The 16,380-nt window shown below is 70.8% G+C and carries 19 protein-coding genes and 1 pseudogene; 6 read left to right on the forward strand and 14 right to left on the reverse strand.

The genetic code is table 11. From position 1 onward, the window contains the following. Nucleotides 1–78: 78 nt before the first annotated feature. The 5 genes from ACWC5C_RS09625 (at nt 79) to ACWC5C_RS09645 (ending at nt 5,921) form a co-directional block, all read left to right on the forward strand. A complete protein-coding gene (locus ACWC5C_RS09625; protein ID WP_450874900.1) occupies nt 79–987 on the forward strand; it encodes an amino acid ABC transporter permease in 909 nt (302 codons plus the stop codon). After that, a complete protein-coding gene (locus tag ACWC5C_RS09630) occupies nt 984–1,772 on the forward strand; it encodes an amino acid ABC transporter ATP-binding protein (protein ID WP_385439826.1) in 789 nt (262 codons plus the stop codon). The genes ACWC5C_RS09625 and ACWC5C_RS09630 overlap by 4 nt, the downstream gene beginning before the upstream one ends. After that, on the forward strand, nt 1,769–3,022 hold the full coding sequence (locus ACWC5C_RS09635) for a dipeptidase (RefSeq protein WP_450874901.1): 1,254 nt from the start codon (nt 1,769–1,771) through the stop codon (nt 3,020–3,022). The genes ACWC5C_RS09630 and ACWC5C_RS09635 overlap by 4 nt, the downstream gene beginning before the upstream one ends. Before the next feature lie 74 nt (nt 3,023–3,096). Then, nucleotides 3,097–4,044, forward strand: a complete 948-nt coding sequence (locus ACWC5C_RS09640) for a transporter substrate-binding domain-containing protein (RefSeq protein ID WP_450874902.1) — start codon at nt 3,097–3,099, stop codon at nt 4,042–4,044. 11 nt (nt 4,045–4,055) lie between these two features. Beyond that, a complete protein-coding gene (locus tag ACWC5C_RS09645) occupies nt 4,056–5,921 on the forward strand; it encodes a CocE/NonD family hydrolase (protein ID WP_450874903.1) in 1,866 nt (621 codons plus the stop codon). A gap of 19 nt (nt 5,922–5,940) precedes the next feature. Here the strand turns inward: ACWC5C_RS09645 and ACWC5C_RS09650 are convergent, their stop codons facing one another. The 14 genes and pseudogenes from ACWC5C_RS09650 to ACWC5C_RS09715 form a co-directional block, all read right to left on the reverse strand. Then, nucleotides 5,941–7,032, reverse strand: coding sequence for a DUF5937 family protein (locus ACWC5C_RS09650; RefSeq protein ID WP_450874904.1), 1,092 nt, complete (start codon nt 7,030–7,032; stop codon nt 5,941–5,943). Nucleotides 7,033–7,066: 34 nt separating this feature from the next. Next, entirely contained in the window at nt 7,067–7,381 is a 315-nt protein-coding gene (locus ACWC5C_RS09655; protein WP_450874905.1) for a gas vesicle protein K, read from the reverse strand. Continuing rightward, nucleotides 7,359–7,559: a gas vesicle protein gene (locus ACWC5C_RS09660; RefSeq protein WP_450874906.1), complete on the reverse strand. Its 201-nt coding sequence runs from the start codon at nt 7,557–7,559 to the stop codon at nt 7,359–7,361. Before ACWC5C_RS09660 ends, ACWC5C_RS09655 begins: the two co-directional genes overlap by 23 nt. Further along, entirely contained in the window at nt 7,556–8,356 is an 801-nt protein-coding gene (locus ACWC5C_RS09665) for a GvpL/GvpF family gas vesicle protein (RefSeq protein ID WP_450874907.1), read from the reverse strand. The genes ACWC5C_RS09660 and ACWC5C_RS09665 overlap by 4 nt, the downstream gene beginning before the upstream one ends. Next, nucleotides 8,353–8,727 (reverse strand): gas vesicle protein, encoded by a 375-nt coding sequence (locus ACWC5C_RS09670; protein WP_450874908.1) that lies wholly within the window; start codon nt 8,725–8,727, stop codon nt 8,353–8,355. Before ACWC5C_RS09670 ends, ACWC5C_RS09665 begins: the two co-directional genes overlap by 4 nt. Then, nucleotides 8,724–9,164 carry a gas vesicle protein GvpO gene (gvpO, locus tag ACWC5C_RS09675; protein WP_450874909.1) on the reverse strand — a complete coding sequence of 147 codons (441 nt, stop codon included), beginning with the start codon at nt 9,162–9,164 and terminating at the stop codon, nt 8,724–8,726. Before gvpO ends, ACWC5C_RS09670 begins: the two co-directional genes overlap by 4 nt. Nucleotides 9,165–9,167: 3 nt before the next feature. Then, nucleotides 9,168–9,419, reverse strand: coding sequence for a gas vesicle protein GvpG (locus ACWC5C_RS09680; protein WP_450874910.1), 252 nt, complete (start codon nt 9,417–9,419; stop codon nt 9,168–9,170). A gap of 2 nt (nt 9,420–9,421) precedes the next feature. Continuing rightward, complete coding sequence (locus ACWC5C_RS09685) at nt 9,422–10,228, reverse strand: GvpL/GvpF family gas vesicle protein (protein WP_450874911.1); 807 nt, start codon at nt 10,226–10,228, stop codon at nt 9,422–9,424. Beyond that, on the reverse strand, nt 10,228–10,722 hold the full coding sequence (gene gvpJ, locus ACWC5C_RS09690; protein ID WP_450874912.1) for a gas vesicle protein GvpJ: 495 nt from the start codon (nt 10,720–10,722) through the stop codon (nt 10,228–10,230). The genes ACWC5C_RS09685 and gvpJ overlap by 1 nt, the downstream gene beginning before the upstream one ends. Before the next feature lie 27 nt (nt 10,723–10,749). After that, nucleotides 10,750–11,655 (reverse strand): SRPBCC family protein, encoded by a 906-nt coding sequence (locus ACWC5C_RS09695; protein WP_450874913.1) that lies wholly within the window; start codon nt 11,653–11,655, stop codon nt 10,750–10,752. Beyond that, nucleotides 11,655–12,155: a hypothetical protein gene (locus ACWC5C_RS09700; RefSeq protein WP_450875153.1), complete on the reverse strand. Its 501-nt coding sequence runs from the start codon at nt 12,153–12,155 to the stop codon at nt 11,655–11,657. Before ACWC5C_RS09700 ends, ACWC5C_RS09695 begins: the two co-directional genes overlap by 1 nt. 114 nt (nt 12,156–12,269) lie before the next feature. Further along, nucleotides 12,270–12,548: pseudogene (locus ACWC5C_RS09705) on the reverse strand (alcohol dehydrogenase catalytic domain-containing protein); the annotation flags it as partial. Next, nucleotides 12,464–13,981 (reverse strand): glycerol kinase GlpK, encoded by a 1,518-nt coding sequence (gene glpK / locus ACWC5C_RS09710; protein WP_450874914.1) that lies wholly within the window; start codon nt 13,979–13,981, stop codon nt 12,464–12,466. The gene glpK and the pseudogene ACWC5C_RS09705, both read right to left, overlap by 85 nt. Nucleotides 13,982–13,991: 10 nt before the next feature. Beyond that, complete coding sequence (locus ACWC5C_RS09715; protein ID WP_385439853.1) at nt 13,992–14,864, reverse strand: MIP/aquaporin family protein; 873 nt, start codon at nt 14,862–14,864, stop codon at nt 13,992–13,994. A gap of 223 nt (nt 14,865–15,087) precedes the next feature. Here ACWC5C_RS09715 and ACWC5C_RS09720 point away from each other — a divergent pair, with 223 nt between their 5' ends. Continuing rightward, entirely contained in the window at nt 15,088–16,377 is a 1,290-nt protein-coding gene (locus ACWC5C_RS09720) for an FAD-binding protein (protein ID WP_450874915.1), read from the forward strand. Nucleotides 16,378–16,380 lie beyond the last annotated feature (3 nt).

Genomic DNA, 16,380 nt, shown 5'->3' on the forward strand with positions numbered 1-16,380 from the left:
TGTTCGAGAGGGCCCTGGAAAGGGGTTTTAAGATGCGGTATTCCCCTGCCGTGCCGACGAACCGCCCGAGGGCCCTTGATGAGCAAAGTCCTGAATCTTGACGCTCTACCCGAGCCATCCAAGCTCAAACGCGTGAAGAGACGGCGGCCAGGGCTCTGGGTGGCCAATGCCGTGGTGCTGGTGTTCGCCGCGATGGCGGTGACCACGATATTCACCAACCCGCGCTTCGAGTGGGACACGGTCGCGAAATACTTCTTCGAGATCCGCATCATGAAGGGTATCGGGGTCAGCCTGGGAATGACCGCCGTGACCATGACATTCGCCCTGGTGCTGGGGACCGTTGTAGCGCTCATGCGGATGGGTTCCTCGCGGCTGATGTCGGCGGCCGCAGGCACGTTTATCTGGGTGTTCCGCTCGATTCCCATGCTGGTGCAGCTGCTTTTCTGGTACAACCTGGCGGCGCTGTTTCCCACCCTGTCCCTCGGAATTCCCTGGGGTCCGAGTTTCGTCACCTTCGACGCGAATTCCCTGCTGGGCCCGCTGACCGCCGCGGTCATCGGATTGACCCTGCATGAGACGGCTTACGTGGCGGAACTGATCCGTTCCGGTCTGCTCTCCGTACCGGAGGGGCAGCGCCAGGCGGCCGCCGCGCTGGGTTTGACGCCGACTCAGATCTTCTTCCGCATCACCCTCCCCCAGGCGCTGCGCGTGATCGTGCCGCCGATGGGAAATGAGCTGATATCTCTCCTCAAGGCGACATCTCTGGTCAGTGTGATCTCCCTGGCGGATCTGCTCTACTCGGTACAGCTCATTTATTCCAAGAACTTCCAGACCGTTCCCCTGTTGATTGTGGCCGCGATCTGGTACATGATCATCACCGGCGTCATCACCCTCGTGCAGCAGCGCCTGGAGCGACGTCTGGGGCGACACACGCTGATACCGGCCGAAAAGGTCGGCAAAGTGAAGAGGATCGAGCACTCGGTATGACCGTGGCATCGGAAAGGGGAGCGCAGCCCATCGTCTCCCTGCGCGGGATCGTCAAGTCGTTCCGCTCCACGGAGGTGCTGCACGGCATTTCCCTGGATATCCACCGGGGTGAGACGGTCTGTGTCATCGGCCCGTCCGGATCGGGCAAGAGCACGCTGCTGCGCTGCGTCAACCACCTCGAGGTCCCGGACGACGGCATGGTCGTGGTCGACGGCAGCGTCATCGGCTACCGGCTGCGCGGCACCTCCCTGCATGAGCTGGGCGCCCGCGAACTGGCCGCGCAGCGCTCGGCCATGGGCATGGTCTTCCAGAGCTTCAATCTGTTCCCCCACCTCACCGCCCGCGAGAACATCGTGGAGGCGCCGCGCCGGGTCCTCGGTCTGTCGAAGGCGAAGGCCGACGCCCGCGCCGAGGAGCTGATGCGCCGGGTGGGGCTCGGCCACAAGCTCGACAGCTACCCCGAGCAGCTGTCCGGCGGCCAGCAGCAGCGCGTGGCCATCGCCCGGGCGCTGGCGATGCGGCCGAAGGTCATGCTGTTCGACGAGCCGACCTCCGCCCTGGACCCCGAGATGGTCCAGGAGGTGCTGAGCGTCATCCGGGACCTGGCCCGGGAGGGGATGACCCTGGTGGTCGTCACGCATGAGATGCGCTTCGCCGCCGAGGTCGCCGACCGCGTCGTGTTCATGGACGACGGGCGGATCGTCGAGGAGGGCCCGCCGGACCGGCTGTTCGGCTCCCCCTCCCATGAGCGCACCCGTACGTTCCTGTCGAAGGTCAGCGCATGAGCACCGGACGTTCCCTGCCCGCCAAGACCCGCGCCCGGCTGGACCTGTGGGACGGCTACCGCTCGTACCACTACCTGGAGCCGGGGGCGGACTTCCAGGACTTCCCGCTGGTGCCCGCGGTGGGCCGGGTGCCCGGCTCTGCGCCGGTGTGGAGCGAGGACGTCGAGAGCCGGGCGCGGGACTTCGAGGAACGCCATCTGGTGATCTCCGCGCACGACCATCTGTCGCTGCGGCCTTCTGATCCGGCGGACTTCGCCGCGTTCCGCCGCCAGGGCCGGGAGGCGATCCCGTACGAGGGCATGGCGCACTCGGGCGTGGACCTGTTCTTCGACGGCGGCCCGGCCGCCGTCAGCATGATCCGCTCGCACACCCCCTGGGACTGGGACGACGCGGTGAGCGACCTGGCCATGCGGCAGGCCGACTTCGCCCACCAGCGCCTGGTGGCCCCGGTCCGCACCCTGGAGGACGCGGAGCGGGCCCGGGCCGGGAACCAGGTGGGCGTGGTGCTGACCCTGGAGTCCGCGTCCCCCATCGGCAACGACGTCGACCGGCTCGATCTGCTCTACGGGCTGGGCGTACGGCTGCTCGGGCTGGTCTACAGCGAGAGCAACCAGCTCGGCTCGGGGCTCGCGGACACCGGCGACACCGGGCTGACCGTGCTCGGCCGCCGCGCCCTGCGGCGCATGAACGACCTCGGCATCATCGTCGACGTCTCCCACTCCGGGGACGCGACGGCGCTGGACGCGGTGCGCCGCTCGACCGATCCCGTGGTGATCACCCACGCCGGGTCGCGGGCGCTGTGGCCGACGCCGCGGATGAAGCCCGACGATGTGATCCGGGCGTGCGCGGGCTCCGGCGGGTTCATCGGCGTCGAGGCGGCCCCGCACACGACCATCACCACCCGGCACCCCCGGCACAGCCTGGAGTCGGTGATGGAACACGTGGAGCGCTGCCTGGACCTGGTCGGCATCGACCACGTGGCCTTCGGCCCGGACACCAACTTCGGCGATCACACCGCCTGGCACCGCACGTTCGCCCCGCTCTTCGGCAAGGACGACGCGCACGACGGCCAGAGTTCCGCACCGCCGCCGCACGAGCCGGTCGACTACGTCCACGGCTGTGAGAACCCCGCGGAGGCCGTCGGCAACATGATCCGCTGGCTGTTCGACCACGGCTACTCCGAGGACGACGTGGCCAAGCTCGCCGGGGGCAATGTGCGGCGCGTCGCCGAGACCGTCTGGGGCCGCTGACCTCAAGGCCCGTACCCCCCCCACATCCCCCCCACGTCCGGATCAGCCGGATCTCCCGAAACGGAGCACAGCCCATGCGCCACCGTCCCAGCGCCGCCGGGTGCGCCCTGCTCGTGTCCCTCGCGCTCACCCTCACCGCCTGTTCGGTCGACGACACTCCGGACGACAAGGGCAAGTCCAAGGAGGCCATGCCCACGCCGACGCTCGCCCTGGAGCCGAAGGACGACGAGCTGGCCGCCCAGGTGCCCGCGGAGTACAAGAAGAAGACCCTGGTCATGGGGGTCAGCGAGTACGACCCGTATGTGACCATCGGCTCCGACGGGAAGATCACCGGCCTGGTCCCGGACCTCACCAAGCAGCTCGCCTCCCAGCTGGACATCAAGATCAAGGTGACGCGGACGCCGTTCGACGCGGTGATCCCGGGGCTGAAGTCCGGCCGGATCGACCTCAGCGCGCCCTCCGGTGACTTCGTCGAGCGCCAGAAAGAGGTCGACTTCGCCGACTTCGCGCAGAGCCAGGTGACCGTGATGGTGAACAAGGAGAGCGGGTTCCGCCCGGAGTCCGGCATCGGGATCTGCGGGCACAAGGTCGGCGTCGAGAAGGGCGCGGGCACCGAGAACGTGCTCGCGGGGCTGAGCAAGCGGTGCGCCAAGCAGGGCAAGAAGGCCGTGCAGCCGCAGGCGTACGGGGACCTGGCCGCCGCGAGCCTGGCGCTGCAGAGCAAGCGGATCGACGCGGTCGTGGCGCCCAGCGCCTCCAACACCACCGTCAGCGAGGCCTCGGACGACAAGTTCGAGACGCTGGAGCTGAAGGACTTGCTCACCCTCCCCGCGGCGACGGCGATCTACGGCATCCAGGCCAAGAAGGGCACCGGCCTCGCCGCCGTGATCGTCAAGGGGCTGCGGGAGATGCAGGAGTCGGGCACCTACGCGAAGCTGTTCGGCGGCTGGGGGATGCCGCTGTCCACCGTCACCCGGTCGGAGATGCTGCTCAACGGCTCGAAGCAGTCCCAGACCAAATGAGCGGCTCCCCCATGGCACCCACCGGGCGGACCGAGGCCGCGGAACACCTCGGCGGAGGACTGTGGCGCCACCTTCTGCGCGTACCCCTTCGGGACGGGGTGGTCCTCGCCGCGGATCTGTACGCGGCCGAGGAGCGGCCCGGTCCGCGCCCGGTGATCCTGGAGCGCACCCCGTACGGCCGCCGCGACATCCGCGAGTCGGACCGCTGCCGCCATGACGAGCCGGTGCCGACCCCCGAGGAGACGTCCGCCTTCTTCGTCCGCGCCGGATACCACGTGGTGCGGCAGGACTGCCGGGGCCGGGGGGACTCCGAGGGCACCTTCGTGAAGTACCTGGGCGAGGGGCCGGACGGCGCGGACACCCTCGACTGGATCGCCGGACAGCCCTGGTGCGACGGGCGGGTCGCGATGATGGGGGTGTCCTACTCGGCGCACGCCCAGACGGCGGCCGCGGCCGAGTCCCCCGCCCCGCTGGCCGCGATGTTCATGGACTCCGGCGGCTTCGCGAGCGCGTACGAGGCGGGCATGCGGATGGGCGGCGCCTTCGAACTCAAGCAGATCACCTGGGCGTTCCGGCACGGTGAGGAGAGCCCGGAGGCGGAGCGGGACCCGCTGGTGCGCAAGGCGTTCGCCGGGACCGATCTGCGGGACTGGTTCACCGTGCTGCCGTGGCGCACCGGCGTCTCCCCGCTCGCGCAGGTCGGCCAGTACGAGCGGTATCTGCTGGACCAGTGGCGGCACGACGCGTTCGGCGCGTACTGGCGGCAGCCCGCGATCTACGGGCGGGGCCACTACGACCGCTTCCCGGACGTGCCGACGCTGCACATGGCGAGCTGGTACGACCCGTATGTGCGCTCCACGATCGAGAACTTCACGGCCATGGGGCGGCTCAAGACGTCCCCGGCGTATCTGGTGATGGGGCCGTGGACGCACGGCGCGCGCTGTGTCACCTTCGCCGGTGACGTGGACTTCGGGCCCGCCGCGACGTTCAGCGACAACGTGGACACCTCATATCTGGCCTTCCGGCAGCGCTGGTTCGACGCGGTGCTGCGCGGCGGTGATCCCGAGGAGTTCCCCCGGGTGCGCTACTTCCTGATGGGCGGGGGCGACGGCCTCCGCGACGCGGCCGGGCGGATGCGGCACGGCGGCCGGTGGCACACCGACACCCAGTGGCCGCCGTCCGGGACCCGGGAGACCGCGTTCTACTGCCACACCTCGGGGGAGCTGAGCCGGGAGAGACCCGGGGGCACGGACGCGTGGGTCGAGTACGACTTCGATCCGGGCGACCCGGTGCCCACCCTCGGCGGTCAGGTGACCTCGGGCGAACCGGTGATGGTCGGCGGCGCCTTCGACCAGGTGCCGGACGAGCGCTTCTACGGCGCCCGCGAACCGTATCTGCCGCTGAACTCACGGCCCGATGTGATCTCGCTGGTCACCCCGCCGCTGGCGGAGCCGCTGGAGGTGGCGGGCCCGGTCACCGCCCGGCTGTTCATCTCCTCGACCGCGCCGGACACCGACTTCACGGTGAAGCTGGTCGATGTGCACCCGCCCAACGAGGACTATCCGCACGGGTTCGCCATGAACCTCACCGAGGGCATCTTCCGGTGCCGCTTCCACGCGTCGTTCGAGCGGCCCGAGCCGCTGGTGGCGGGCGAGGTGTACGAGATCGAGATCCCGGCGCCCGACACCGCCAACCGCTTCGGGGCCGGACACCGGCTGCGGGTGGACATCTCGTCGAGCAACTTCCCGCGCTTCGACGTCAACTCGGGCACCGGTGAGTCCGAGGCCGTCACCCGGCGCAAGGTGGTCGCCACCAACCGCGTGCACATGGACGCCGAGCACCCGTCTGCGGTGCTGCTGTGGACGCGGCCCGGCTGACCGATCGCTCATGCGCTGGTCAGCGCATGATGGTGGCCAGTACGTCCTGTCCCAGCCGGAGCAGGGTGCCGGTGGCCAGCCGGTGGTACACGTACTTGCCCTCACGCTCTGACTCCACCAGCCCGGCGTCCCGCAGCTGCCGCAGGGTGCGCGAGACCTGCGTATCGTCCAGGCCGAGCCGCTGCGCCAGTTCGGAGGTGGTGATCGGCTCGCCGAGCAGATGGCGGCACAGCTCCATCCGGCCCAGCGAGGCCAGCGCGGACATCCTCTCCCGCAGCTCCCGCTGGGTGAGCTGGCCGTCGGCCTGCCCCTCCAGGGCGGCGAACTGCAGCACGACGGGATGGGACTCCTCGTCCTTGACGGTCAGATGCGGCCATACGTGAACGGACGGGATCAGGAAGAGCGGGCGCGGGCCGATGTCGATCTCGGCGACGGCCAGCTTGTCGTAGCGCACCCGCGTACCGCCCTGGGAGACGACCGCGGTGGGGCTGAGCCCGGCCAGCACCTCGGCCAGGCCGCTTCTGCGGATGTCGGTACGGAACCGCACCACCGCCGCCTCCAGCCGGTCGTGCACCGCACGCCACTCGGCCGCGAAGAACGCGGTACCGCAGCGCTCCAGGAAGTCGATCAGCCGGGCCCGCATCCCCTCCGGCGAGGCCATCAGCTCATGCGCCAGCTCACCGCGCCGGAACGAACGCCGCTCGCACTGGGTGATGAAGCGGCAGGCGGCCTCCGGGTCGTGTCGCAGGCTGTGCGCGTCGGGCACCCGCTCCCGGAAGCCCAGCACACCCTGTGCGCACAGCTCCGTGAACTCCTCCAGCGGCAGCTTCTCCAGCAGCCGCAGCTCGTCCTCGAAGGACTGGTCCAGCGGCAGCGCCAGCGGGAACAGCAGGCGGCAGCGCAGCCGCGCCCACAGCGGCGACAGGGCGCTCATCTCCTGGGTGAGCGGCACGTCGAAGGTCGTGCCCAGGCGGCGCGTCCAGCGCTGGGCCTCGGGGTGGTGGTCGGGCTCGGCCAGGATGTGCAGCACCGACATGAGCTCGGCGAGCGGCGAGCGCCCGACGTGGACGTCGGCCGCTCGCGCTGACCGGAGGTTGAGCGTGATCCCCACCCGCGCAGCGTACCGCCGGACGCGGGCCGGGGGATCAGTCGCGGGGAAGGAGGGGGCCGAGCGGGCCGAGGTCGAGGTTCAGGTCGTCCTCGGTGAGCCCGAAGTGTTCCCGCAGCTCCTCCATGTTCTTCTCCAGCGCCATCAGCGTGAGCCCGAGCTTCTCGATCTGCTCGTCGCTGACCCCGCCCTGGTCGACGCGGCGCAGCGCCTGCCGCTCCATGAGCTGGCGCAGCAGCTCCACGATGGTCAGCACCAGACCGGCCAGGCTCTTGCGGACCGACTCCTCGTCCACTTCGAGTCGACGGTGCTGGCCAGGCGGATGGTCGTCAGGGCGCCGCTCGATGCTCATCTGCGTCTTCCATGTCGTCTACTCGTACAGAAGCGATCAGCGCGCGTAGGGATATGCGCACCAGATCGATGTCGGCGATGCTCAGCGTGATCTCCCCGGCGATCACCACGCCCCCGGCCAGCACCCGGTCGAGCAGATCGACCAGGGCCACTTCGCGCCGTTCGATCGCGTGGGTCACGACGCCTCCTCACGCTCGGGCGGCGCGGTGAAGGAGTACGGCGGCCACGGCCCGCTCAGCTCCAGGTCGACGTCCGGGTACCGCTCCCCCAGCTCGGTCACCTCGGCGGTGAACTCCTCCGTCCGGTCGTCCGGCACCAGATAGGAGTTGTTCAGCACCATCCAGCCCTCGTACGCGGCCAGCCGCGCGTCCTGCGGCGGATGGGCGGCGGACGCGGCGGCCAGCGCGGTGAGGGCGGTGTGGATCTCCTCCGCCCGCTCGGTGGCCCGCAGATGGGCGGTCTCCTTGTCGTCCCGCTGGGCGCGGCGGCGCAGCAGGTACGCGGTGCCGGGGGTGTCGCCGCCGGAGCCCTCCTCGTCGCCCGGGTCGGGCAGGAAGGCGCGCGGATCGACGTACGCCTTGACGCCCCACTCGGTCCGTCCTGCCACCCGCGCCAGCGTGTCCGTGAGGTCGTCGCGCCGCTCCCGGAGCATCGTGCGGACCCGGCCGTCGTCGTGGTAGATCGTGGCGAAGCGCAGCGGAATGACCTGGCCGTATCCGGCCGCCCGGCCGATGACCCGGTGGTGGGCCCTGGCCGCCCGCTCCAGCCACGGCAGATCCTCCAGGTGGGCACGGAGCGGCTCCTCGCCGAAGTCGGCCAGCGGTACGGAGCCGACGACGGCGGCCAGTCCGGCGTTCTCGACCAGGCGCACCGGTTCGTCGGCCACTCCGGTGAGCCCGGACGGGGCGCCGCCGCTCGCGTCGCGGGTCGCGGTGGTCACCGCGTACAGCCAGGTCGCACGGGCCTCCTCGGTCACGGTCCGTCCTCCTGTCCGCGCTCACCGGCGCGGCGGTCCGCGTCGTGGCCGGACTCCAGCTCGCCGACGCGCCGCCGCAGCCGCTCGTTCTCGTCCAGGACGTCGCGGGCGCCGGAGGAGAGCGTGGGGTCGTGCTCCCACCAGTCGATGCCCATCTCCTTGGCCCGGTCGACGGAGGCGACCAGCAGCCGGATCTTGATGGTCAGCAGCTCGATGTCCAGCAGGTTGATCTGGATGTCCCCGGCGATGACGATGCCCTTGTCGAGCACCCGCTCCAGGATGTCGGCGAGGCTCGACGACTCCCGGCGGGCCGGTTCCGGCGGGCCGCCCATGCGCCTGCTCGGCACGTTCCAGTCGGCGCCCTGGCTCATGTCCGCTCCTCCGACCTGCCGCGGTAGTAGCGCCGGGCGCGGCGGTACGAGACGAGTTCGCCCTCGTCGTCCACCTCGACCCGGTACTCGGCGAGGATGTCGGTGGAGTCCGGGATGCGGTGGGTCTCCAGCACTTCGACGCCGATGAGCCAGCCGCCGTCCCTCTGGCGCTCCACCGAGGTGACGCTCTCCGGGTCGTGTCCGGTCAGGTCCCGCAGCTGGCGGGCGGCGCTGCGGGCGGCGGTCCTGGCCGTGGTCGCGGGGCGGCGCGTCTCGGCGGGGGCGCGCCGGTTCGCGGGCGCGGGGCGCTTGGATTCGGGCGCTGGGCGGCGGGATTCGGGCGCTGGGCGGCGGGATTCGGGCGCTGGGCGGCGGGCGCGGCGGGGCCGCTCCCGCTCCTCGCCGTGGTCGCGTCCGTCCCGTTCCTCAGGGACCACGGCTCACACCTCCAGGCCCCCGCCGGGCGGGCCGCCCGCCATCAGCCGCCGGACGAGTTCGTCCTCCTGCCGGGCCGCCTCCTCCTCGGTCAGCTCCCCGGAGTCCCGCTGCTCCGCGACCTCTTCCAGGCGCTGCTGGATCACCCCGGGGTCGTACAGCTGCCGGTGGGCCTCGTCGTGGAGCTGCTCGGCGATCCAGACAACGCCGCGCACCGGGGCCAGCGGCCAGGTGACCAGTCCGCTGAACAGTCCCATGGCTATGCGCCTTCCTCGGCCGTTTCCTCGGCCGGTTCCTTGGCCGGGCTCATCGCGTCGGCCACGAAGTCATACGGGGCCAGGGGCCCGAGCAGCCGGATCCTGACCCGGCCGTCCCAGTGCTTGGCCAGCTCCTCGGCGGCCTGTTCGAAGGCCGTCCGGCGGTCGTCCTCGACCAGGAAGGACGCGTTCACCAGCCCCTCGGCGGAGGACGGTTCCGTAACTCTCGAGGCGAGCACGCACGGGCCCAGCCTGCGGTCCACCTCCAGCACGTCCACCGCGCGCTTGGCGGCGATGGCGTCCATGACCAGCTGGCCCAGCTGGATGCGCTGGTCGTACCCGGCCTCCTCGGGCAGCCCCTGAAGCTCCTCGCGGAGCCGTACGGCCTCGGGCTGCTCGGTCAGCACCTCGCGCAGCACCGCGTCCTGGACGTAGCGGGCGCGCAGGGTGAACTGGGAGCGGCCGCGCAGCCGGTCGAGGGCGCGCTCGAAGTCCTCGTGCCCCTCGGGGAGCAGTTCACCGGTGACCGCGGTGGTGTCGCGCACCACCGTGCCGAAGCGGAACGGCAGCACCGGCGAGGACCTGGCCGCCAGGGAGTCCAGCACCCGGGCGTGGGCGCGCAGATCCTCGGGGGTGCCCAGCGGCTTGTCCACGGGCACCTCGCTGACCACGGCGGCCTGGCCGCCGTGGCGCACCAGGGTCACCGCGGCGTCCGGATCGCCCACGGCGCCCAGGTCTTTGACGGCGTCGTCGCTCCGGTCGCCCGGGACGACCCCGTATACGTAGCAGGCACGTCCGTCCTCGGCCATCACCGCTCGCGCTCCCTGCTCGAACTCCGCCGGTGCCGGGGCCGGTCACCGGATTCCCGCCGTGGCGCTTCCTCGCGCTCCGCCGCCTCGTCCTCGAACTCGTCGCTCCCGTCGGCCTCGTCGGCCTGGTCGGCCTGGTCGTCGCCTTGGAGCAGATCGGAGACGGTGTCCTTGACGCCTTCCAGCGCGCCCTTGGTCTTCTTCCGCCCGCCGCTCTCCTGGATCTCGTCCATGAGGCCGGGCAGCCCCTTGGTCTCGGTGCCGCTGCGGGCGAGGTCGAGCCGGTTCGTCGCCTCGGCGAACCGCAGATAGGTGTCGACGCTGGCGACGACGATGCGGGCGTCGATGGTCAGGATCTCGATGCCCACCAGGGAGACCCGGACGTACACGTCGATGACCAGTCCCTTGTCCAGGATCAGGTCGACCACGTCGACCAGGGCGCTCGAACTGGCCCGGTCGAGATACTGGCTCTGCTGGCTTGCTACGGTCACCACGCTCACCTGTTCCGGGGACGGGACCCGTCAGCGCCGCGAAGGCCGCGCCCGCTCCTCGTCCTCCTCGTACTCCTCCTCGTAGGCGTCCTCGTCGCTGTATTCGTCCTCGGGTCCCTCTTCTCCGGGCTCTTCCTCTTCCTCTTCGGCCGCTTCGCCTTCCACGACCTCGCCTTCGCGGATCTCCCCGCGCCAGCCCTCGATCTCGTCGGGGTGCAGCAGCACCTCGGCCATCAGATGGCGGCGGAAGTGCTTCAGCTCCAGGCGCACCCGGCGGCCCTGGGCGCGCCAGATGTTCCCGGTCCGTTCGAAGAAGCCCTGGGGGTAGTACTGGAGGACGACCATGATCCGGGTCAGCTCGGGAGCCAGCTCATGGAAGGTGATCGCGCCGTTGACATGCCCCTTCTCGGCACGCGACGTCCAGACGATCCGCTTCTCGGGCACCTGCTCGACGATCTCGGCGCGCCACTTGCGGTGCGACCAGAAGACCTGGGCCTTCCACTCCATCTCGGTCTCGGACTCCTGCTGGACGTCCTCGACCTTCTTCATGAAGGTGGGGAAGTCCTCGAACTGGGTCCACAGGTCGTAGGTGAGGTCGATCGGGGCGCCGACGTCGATCTCCTCGACGATGTTGGTGACCTTGAGCTTCTTGTCCTTGTCGCCGCCCTTGCCGCCGTTCTCGCCCCCGCCGAGGCCCGGGATGGCTTCCTTGGCCTTGTCCACGGTCTGTTCTTTGAGCTGGTGCAGTCCGGCCTTGACCAGCGGCTTCACCGGGAGCCCTGGGCCTCCGTCGCCGAGATGGGTCACCGTGGTCAGGGCCTTCTCGCCGAGTGCGGTGACCAGGTTCTGCGCTTCCTTCATCAGCCGCTCGGTGGGCAGCTCCTTGGCGAGCGTGCCGAGGGCGCCCGTGCGCCCGTCGTCCGGTCCCTCAGCCATCACCGATCACCCTTGTCGCCCTTGTCGCCCCTGCTGCTTCTGGTCTCGCCGCCGCGGCCTCCCTCGGACGCGGTCCGCTTCCGGGGCCGGTCCGGGCGGTCGCCCGAGGGGCGCGTACGGTCTCCTCGCGAGGACTCACCGCGTGCCCGGCCGCCGCCCCCGCGCCGCTCGTCGTGCTTCTGCTCGTCGTCGGCCTTGTGCCCGTCAGGACCGTGGCCGTTCGGGCGCAGTGACGTGGCGCGCTGCTCCAGCCGGTCGCTCAGCGCGTCCATGCGGTGGCTGGCCGCCGACAGCGCGGCCGACCGCCCAGCGGACACCAGCTGGCCGCGCAGCCGCCCGATCTCGGAGGACGCCAGCTCCTGCATGCCGCCCGGGAGGTGTCCGGACGCGAGGCGTCGGCCCGCCGCCATCCCGGCGAGGGTGAGCGCCAAGCCCACCTTGTGGCCGCGCCCGAAGAGATAGCCGCCGGTGAAGGCGAGTGCCGCCTGGCTGCCCTTCATGATCGCTCCTCCTCTCGCCATGGAAGCGATACGCCCATATGGGCTCATTTTCCAATTATGGTGCATTTCACCCATTCGGCCATCAGGGGATGCGGGAGGCCCGCGGCGCCTGGTCCAGCGGCAGTTCACCCGGTCACCCTTGGTGAGCGTGGCGACACCGGGGCCGACCTCCTCGATGACGCCGAGGTTCTCGTGTCCGAATACGCGGCTCCGCCCCGCGGCGGGCCCGGGGGCTGGGGGTGTCCCCCAGTTTCGGGAAGGGGTGGGGTGAATCCACCGGGGCAATCCACCGGGGCCGGAGTCCGGCGTCAGTCGACCGGGACCCAGTTCAGGGTGCGCTCCACGGCCTTCTTCCAGCCCGCGTAGCCCTCCGCGCGCTGGTCCTCGCTCCACTGCGGCTCCCAGCGCCGCGATTCGCTCCAGTGCGAGCGCAGCTCATCGGTGTCCCGCCAGAAGCCGGTGGCCAGGCCCGCGGCGTAGGCGGCGCCCAGGGCGGTGGTCTCGGCGATGACGGGGCGGCTGACCGGGACGCCGAGGACATCGGCCTGGATCTGCATGCACAGCTCGTTGTCGGTGACACCGCCGTCCACGCGGAGGACGTCGAGGTGGATACCGGAGTCGCGCTCCATGGCCTCCACGACGTCCCGGCTCTGGTAGCAGATGGCCTCCAGGGTGGCGCGCGCCAGATGGCCGTTGGTGTTGTAGCGGGTGAGCCCGACGATGGCGCCACGGGCGTCGGAGCGCCAGTACGGGGCGAAGAGGCCGGAGAAGGCGGGGACGAAGTACACCCCGCCGTTGTCCTCGACGGTGCGGGCGAGCCGTTCGCTGCCCGGGGCGTCGTCGATGACCTTCATCTGGTCCCGCAGCCACTGGACGGCCGAGCCGGTGACGGCCATCGAGCCCTCCAGGGCGTACACGGCGGGGCTGTCGCCGAACTGGTACGCCACGGTGGTGAGCAGCCCGCTGGTGGAGCGGACCAGCTCGGAGCCGGTGTTCAGGAGCAGGAAGTTTCCGGTGCCGTAGGTGTTCTTGGCCTCGCCGGGGGCGAAGCACACCTGCCCGACGGTGGCCGCCTGCTGGTCGCCGAGGACACCGGTGATGGGGGTGGGGTTACGCAGCGGGCGGGAGGTGCGGGCCTGGCCGTACGCCTCGGGGTGGGAGGAGGGGTTGATGACGGGGAGCATGGCGCGCGGAATGCCGAAGATGTCCAGCAGCTCGTCGTCCCAGTCCAGGGTCTCCAGGTTCATCAGCATGGTGCGGCTGGCGTTGGTGACATCGGTGGCGTGGATGCCGCCGGAGGGCCCGCCGGTGAGGTTCCACAGCACCCAGGCGTCGGTGTTCCCGAAGAGGGCGTGGCCCGCTTCGGCGGCCTCCCGGACCCCGTCGACGTTCTCCAGAATCCACTTGATCTTGCCGCCGGAGAAGTAGGTGGCGGGCGGCAGCCCCGCCTTGCGGCGGATCGTCTCGCCGTGGCCGTCGCGTTCGAGGGCGGAGGCGATGGTGTCGGTGCGGGTGTCCTGCCACACGATGGCGTTGTAGTACGGCTGCCCGTTGCGCGGGTCCCAGATGACGGTCGTCTCGCGCTGGTTGGTGATGCCGATCGCGGCCAGGTCGGCGGCTGAGAGGCCACCGGCGCGCAGCGCGTTCTGCATGACGGAGTTGGTGCGCTCCCAGATCTCCACCGGATCGTGCTCGACCCAGCCCGCGCGGGGCAGCAGCTGATGGTGTTCGAGCTGGTACCTCGCCACCTCGCCGCCGTCGTGGTTGAAGATCATGAAGCGGCTGCTGGTGGTCCCCTGGTCCACGGCACCGACGAAGTCCGGCATGCCCACTCCTTCAGCTCTCGGGGCCCTCGGGGGCCGGGGTGCGGCCCACCTCCTGCGGTCCGGCCGCCGGGAGGAACCGGCTGATCAGGAACTTGTAGAGGGCGGCGCCGACCAGGCCGCCGATCAGCGGGCCGACGATGGGCACCCAGAAGTAGAGGTTTCCGTACTGGTCCCGCCAAGCGCTGTGGTAGCCGGTGAGGAAGCTGGCGAGCCGGGGGCCGAAGTCACGGGCCGGGTTGATGGCGTATCCCGCGTCGGCGCCCCACGCCATGCCGATCGCGACCACGATCAGGCCGATGATGAACGGCGCCAGGTTGGCCTTCGGGGGCTGGTTCAGCAGATCGGTGACGGCGAAGATCAGCAGTACCAGGATCGCGGTGCCGATGATCTGGTCGCGCAGCGCGCCCCACTCGCTGACCGGCAGCGAGCCGTTGCCGGGGAGGGTGGAGAACACGAACTGGGTCTTGAAGGTGTGTCCGGGGTCGGCGTGGCCCAGCACCTCGGTGTAGTTCCAGCGCACCAGCAGCGCCGCGACGAACGCGCCGAGCGTCTGCGCCACCACGTACGGGCCCACCTTGCGCCACGGGAAGCCCTTGAACGCCGCCAGGGAGACCGTGACCGCCGGGTTGATGTGGGCGCCGCTGAGCCGCGCCGCCACGTACACGCCGAGGGTGACACCGAGCCCCCAGGCCCAGGCGATGGAGTCGTGGTCGCCGAGCGCGCCGACCGGCTTGGTGAGCGCCCCGCCCGCCACCACCTGGGCCACCACACCGCAGCCGAAGAGGATCAGAATCATGGTTCCGGCGAACTCGGCGCAGAGTTCGCCGAGCATGCCGCCACGGGTGCCGGTGTTCTTCTCCCCCGCGTTCTTCTCCTCCGCCATGGCCGCCCCTCTCCAGCGGTGTGCGAGCGGCGGTACCGATCGCGTTCGCACCATCGTGTGCGCGGCCCCGGTCCGGTGGCCCGTCCTGCTGCTCCGTACGGGTCACATCGGGCGGTGAGCACGGCGGTCTGTACGGATCAGGGGGCGGGCCTGTACCAAGGTCCTTGCCACGTCCCCCCAGGCCCGGAGCGGGCCCGGCCCCCAGCGAGAAGCAGGAGCGCGGATGCTGACCACCGGAGCCACGACCAACTGGGCACGGAACATCACCTTCGGCGCGGCCCGGGTGCACCGCCCGGCCTCGCTCGGCGAACTGCGGCGGATCGTCGGCTCGGCCGACCGGGTCCGGGTGCTGGGCACCGGCCACTCCTTCAACCGCATCGCCGACACCGACGGCGATCTGGTGTCCCTGGAACGGATGCCACAACGGGTCGAGATCGACCCCGGCGGCGCGAGCGCCACCATCGCCGCGGGCATGCGCTACGCCCAGGTGGCCGAGGAACTGCACCTGGCGGGCTACGCCCTGGCGAACCTCGCCTCGCTGCCGCACATCACGGTCGCGGGCGCCTGCGCCACCGCCACCCACGGCTCCGGCAACGTACAGCGCTGTCTGGCCGCGTCGGTGGCGGGCCTGGAGATCGTGGGCCCGGAGGGCGATGTGTCCGAGCTGCGCCGGGACGCCGGAACCGACCGGCTCTCCGGCGCGGTGGTCGGGCTCGGCGGCCTCGGCGTCGTCACCTCGATGACGCTGGACATCGAGCCCGCGTACGAGGTGGCGCAGTGGGTGTGGACCGGGCTGCCGCTGGACCGGCTCGGCGACAGCTTCGACGAGATCTTCGCCGCCGCGTACAGCGTCAGTGTCTTCACCGACTGGCACGCGGACGAGGGCGTGGTGTGGCTGAAGTGCCGTACGGATCTGCCGGGCCCGCCGGAGCCGGGCCAGCCGTGGCTGGGCGGCCACCCGGCCGACCGCCACCACCACCCGGTGCCCGCGATGCCACCGCTGCACTGCACCGAGCAGCTGGGCTCGCCCGGGCCGTGGCATGAGCGGCTGCCGCACTTCCGGCCGAACTTCACCCCGAGCAACGGCGACGAGCTGCAGTCGGAGCTGATCCTGCCGCGCACCGCCGCCACCGAGGCCTTCGCGGCGCTGCGCGGCCTCGGGGACCGCATCGCGCCCCTGGTCCAGGTCTCCGAGGTGCGCACGGTGGCGGCGGACGAGCTGTGGCTGAGCCCCGCGTACGGCCGCGACTGTGTGGCCCTCCACTTCACCTGGGTGCCGGACCACGCCGCGGTCATCGAGGTGGTGGCCGCGATGGAGGAATTGCTGCTGCCACTGGGAGCGCGGCCGCACTGGGGCAAGCTCACGGCGGCCTCGCCGGAGCGGATCGTCGCCTCGTACGAGCGGGCCGCCGACTTCGGACGCCTGCTGGCCGACCACGACCCCGCGGGGAAGTTCCGCAACGCCTTCCTGGACGGCTACTTCCCGGCGGACTCTTGGCGCGCCACCCGGTAACCG

It is taken from the genome of Streptomyces sp. NPDC001700 (assembly GCF_053596435.1).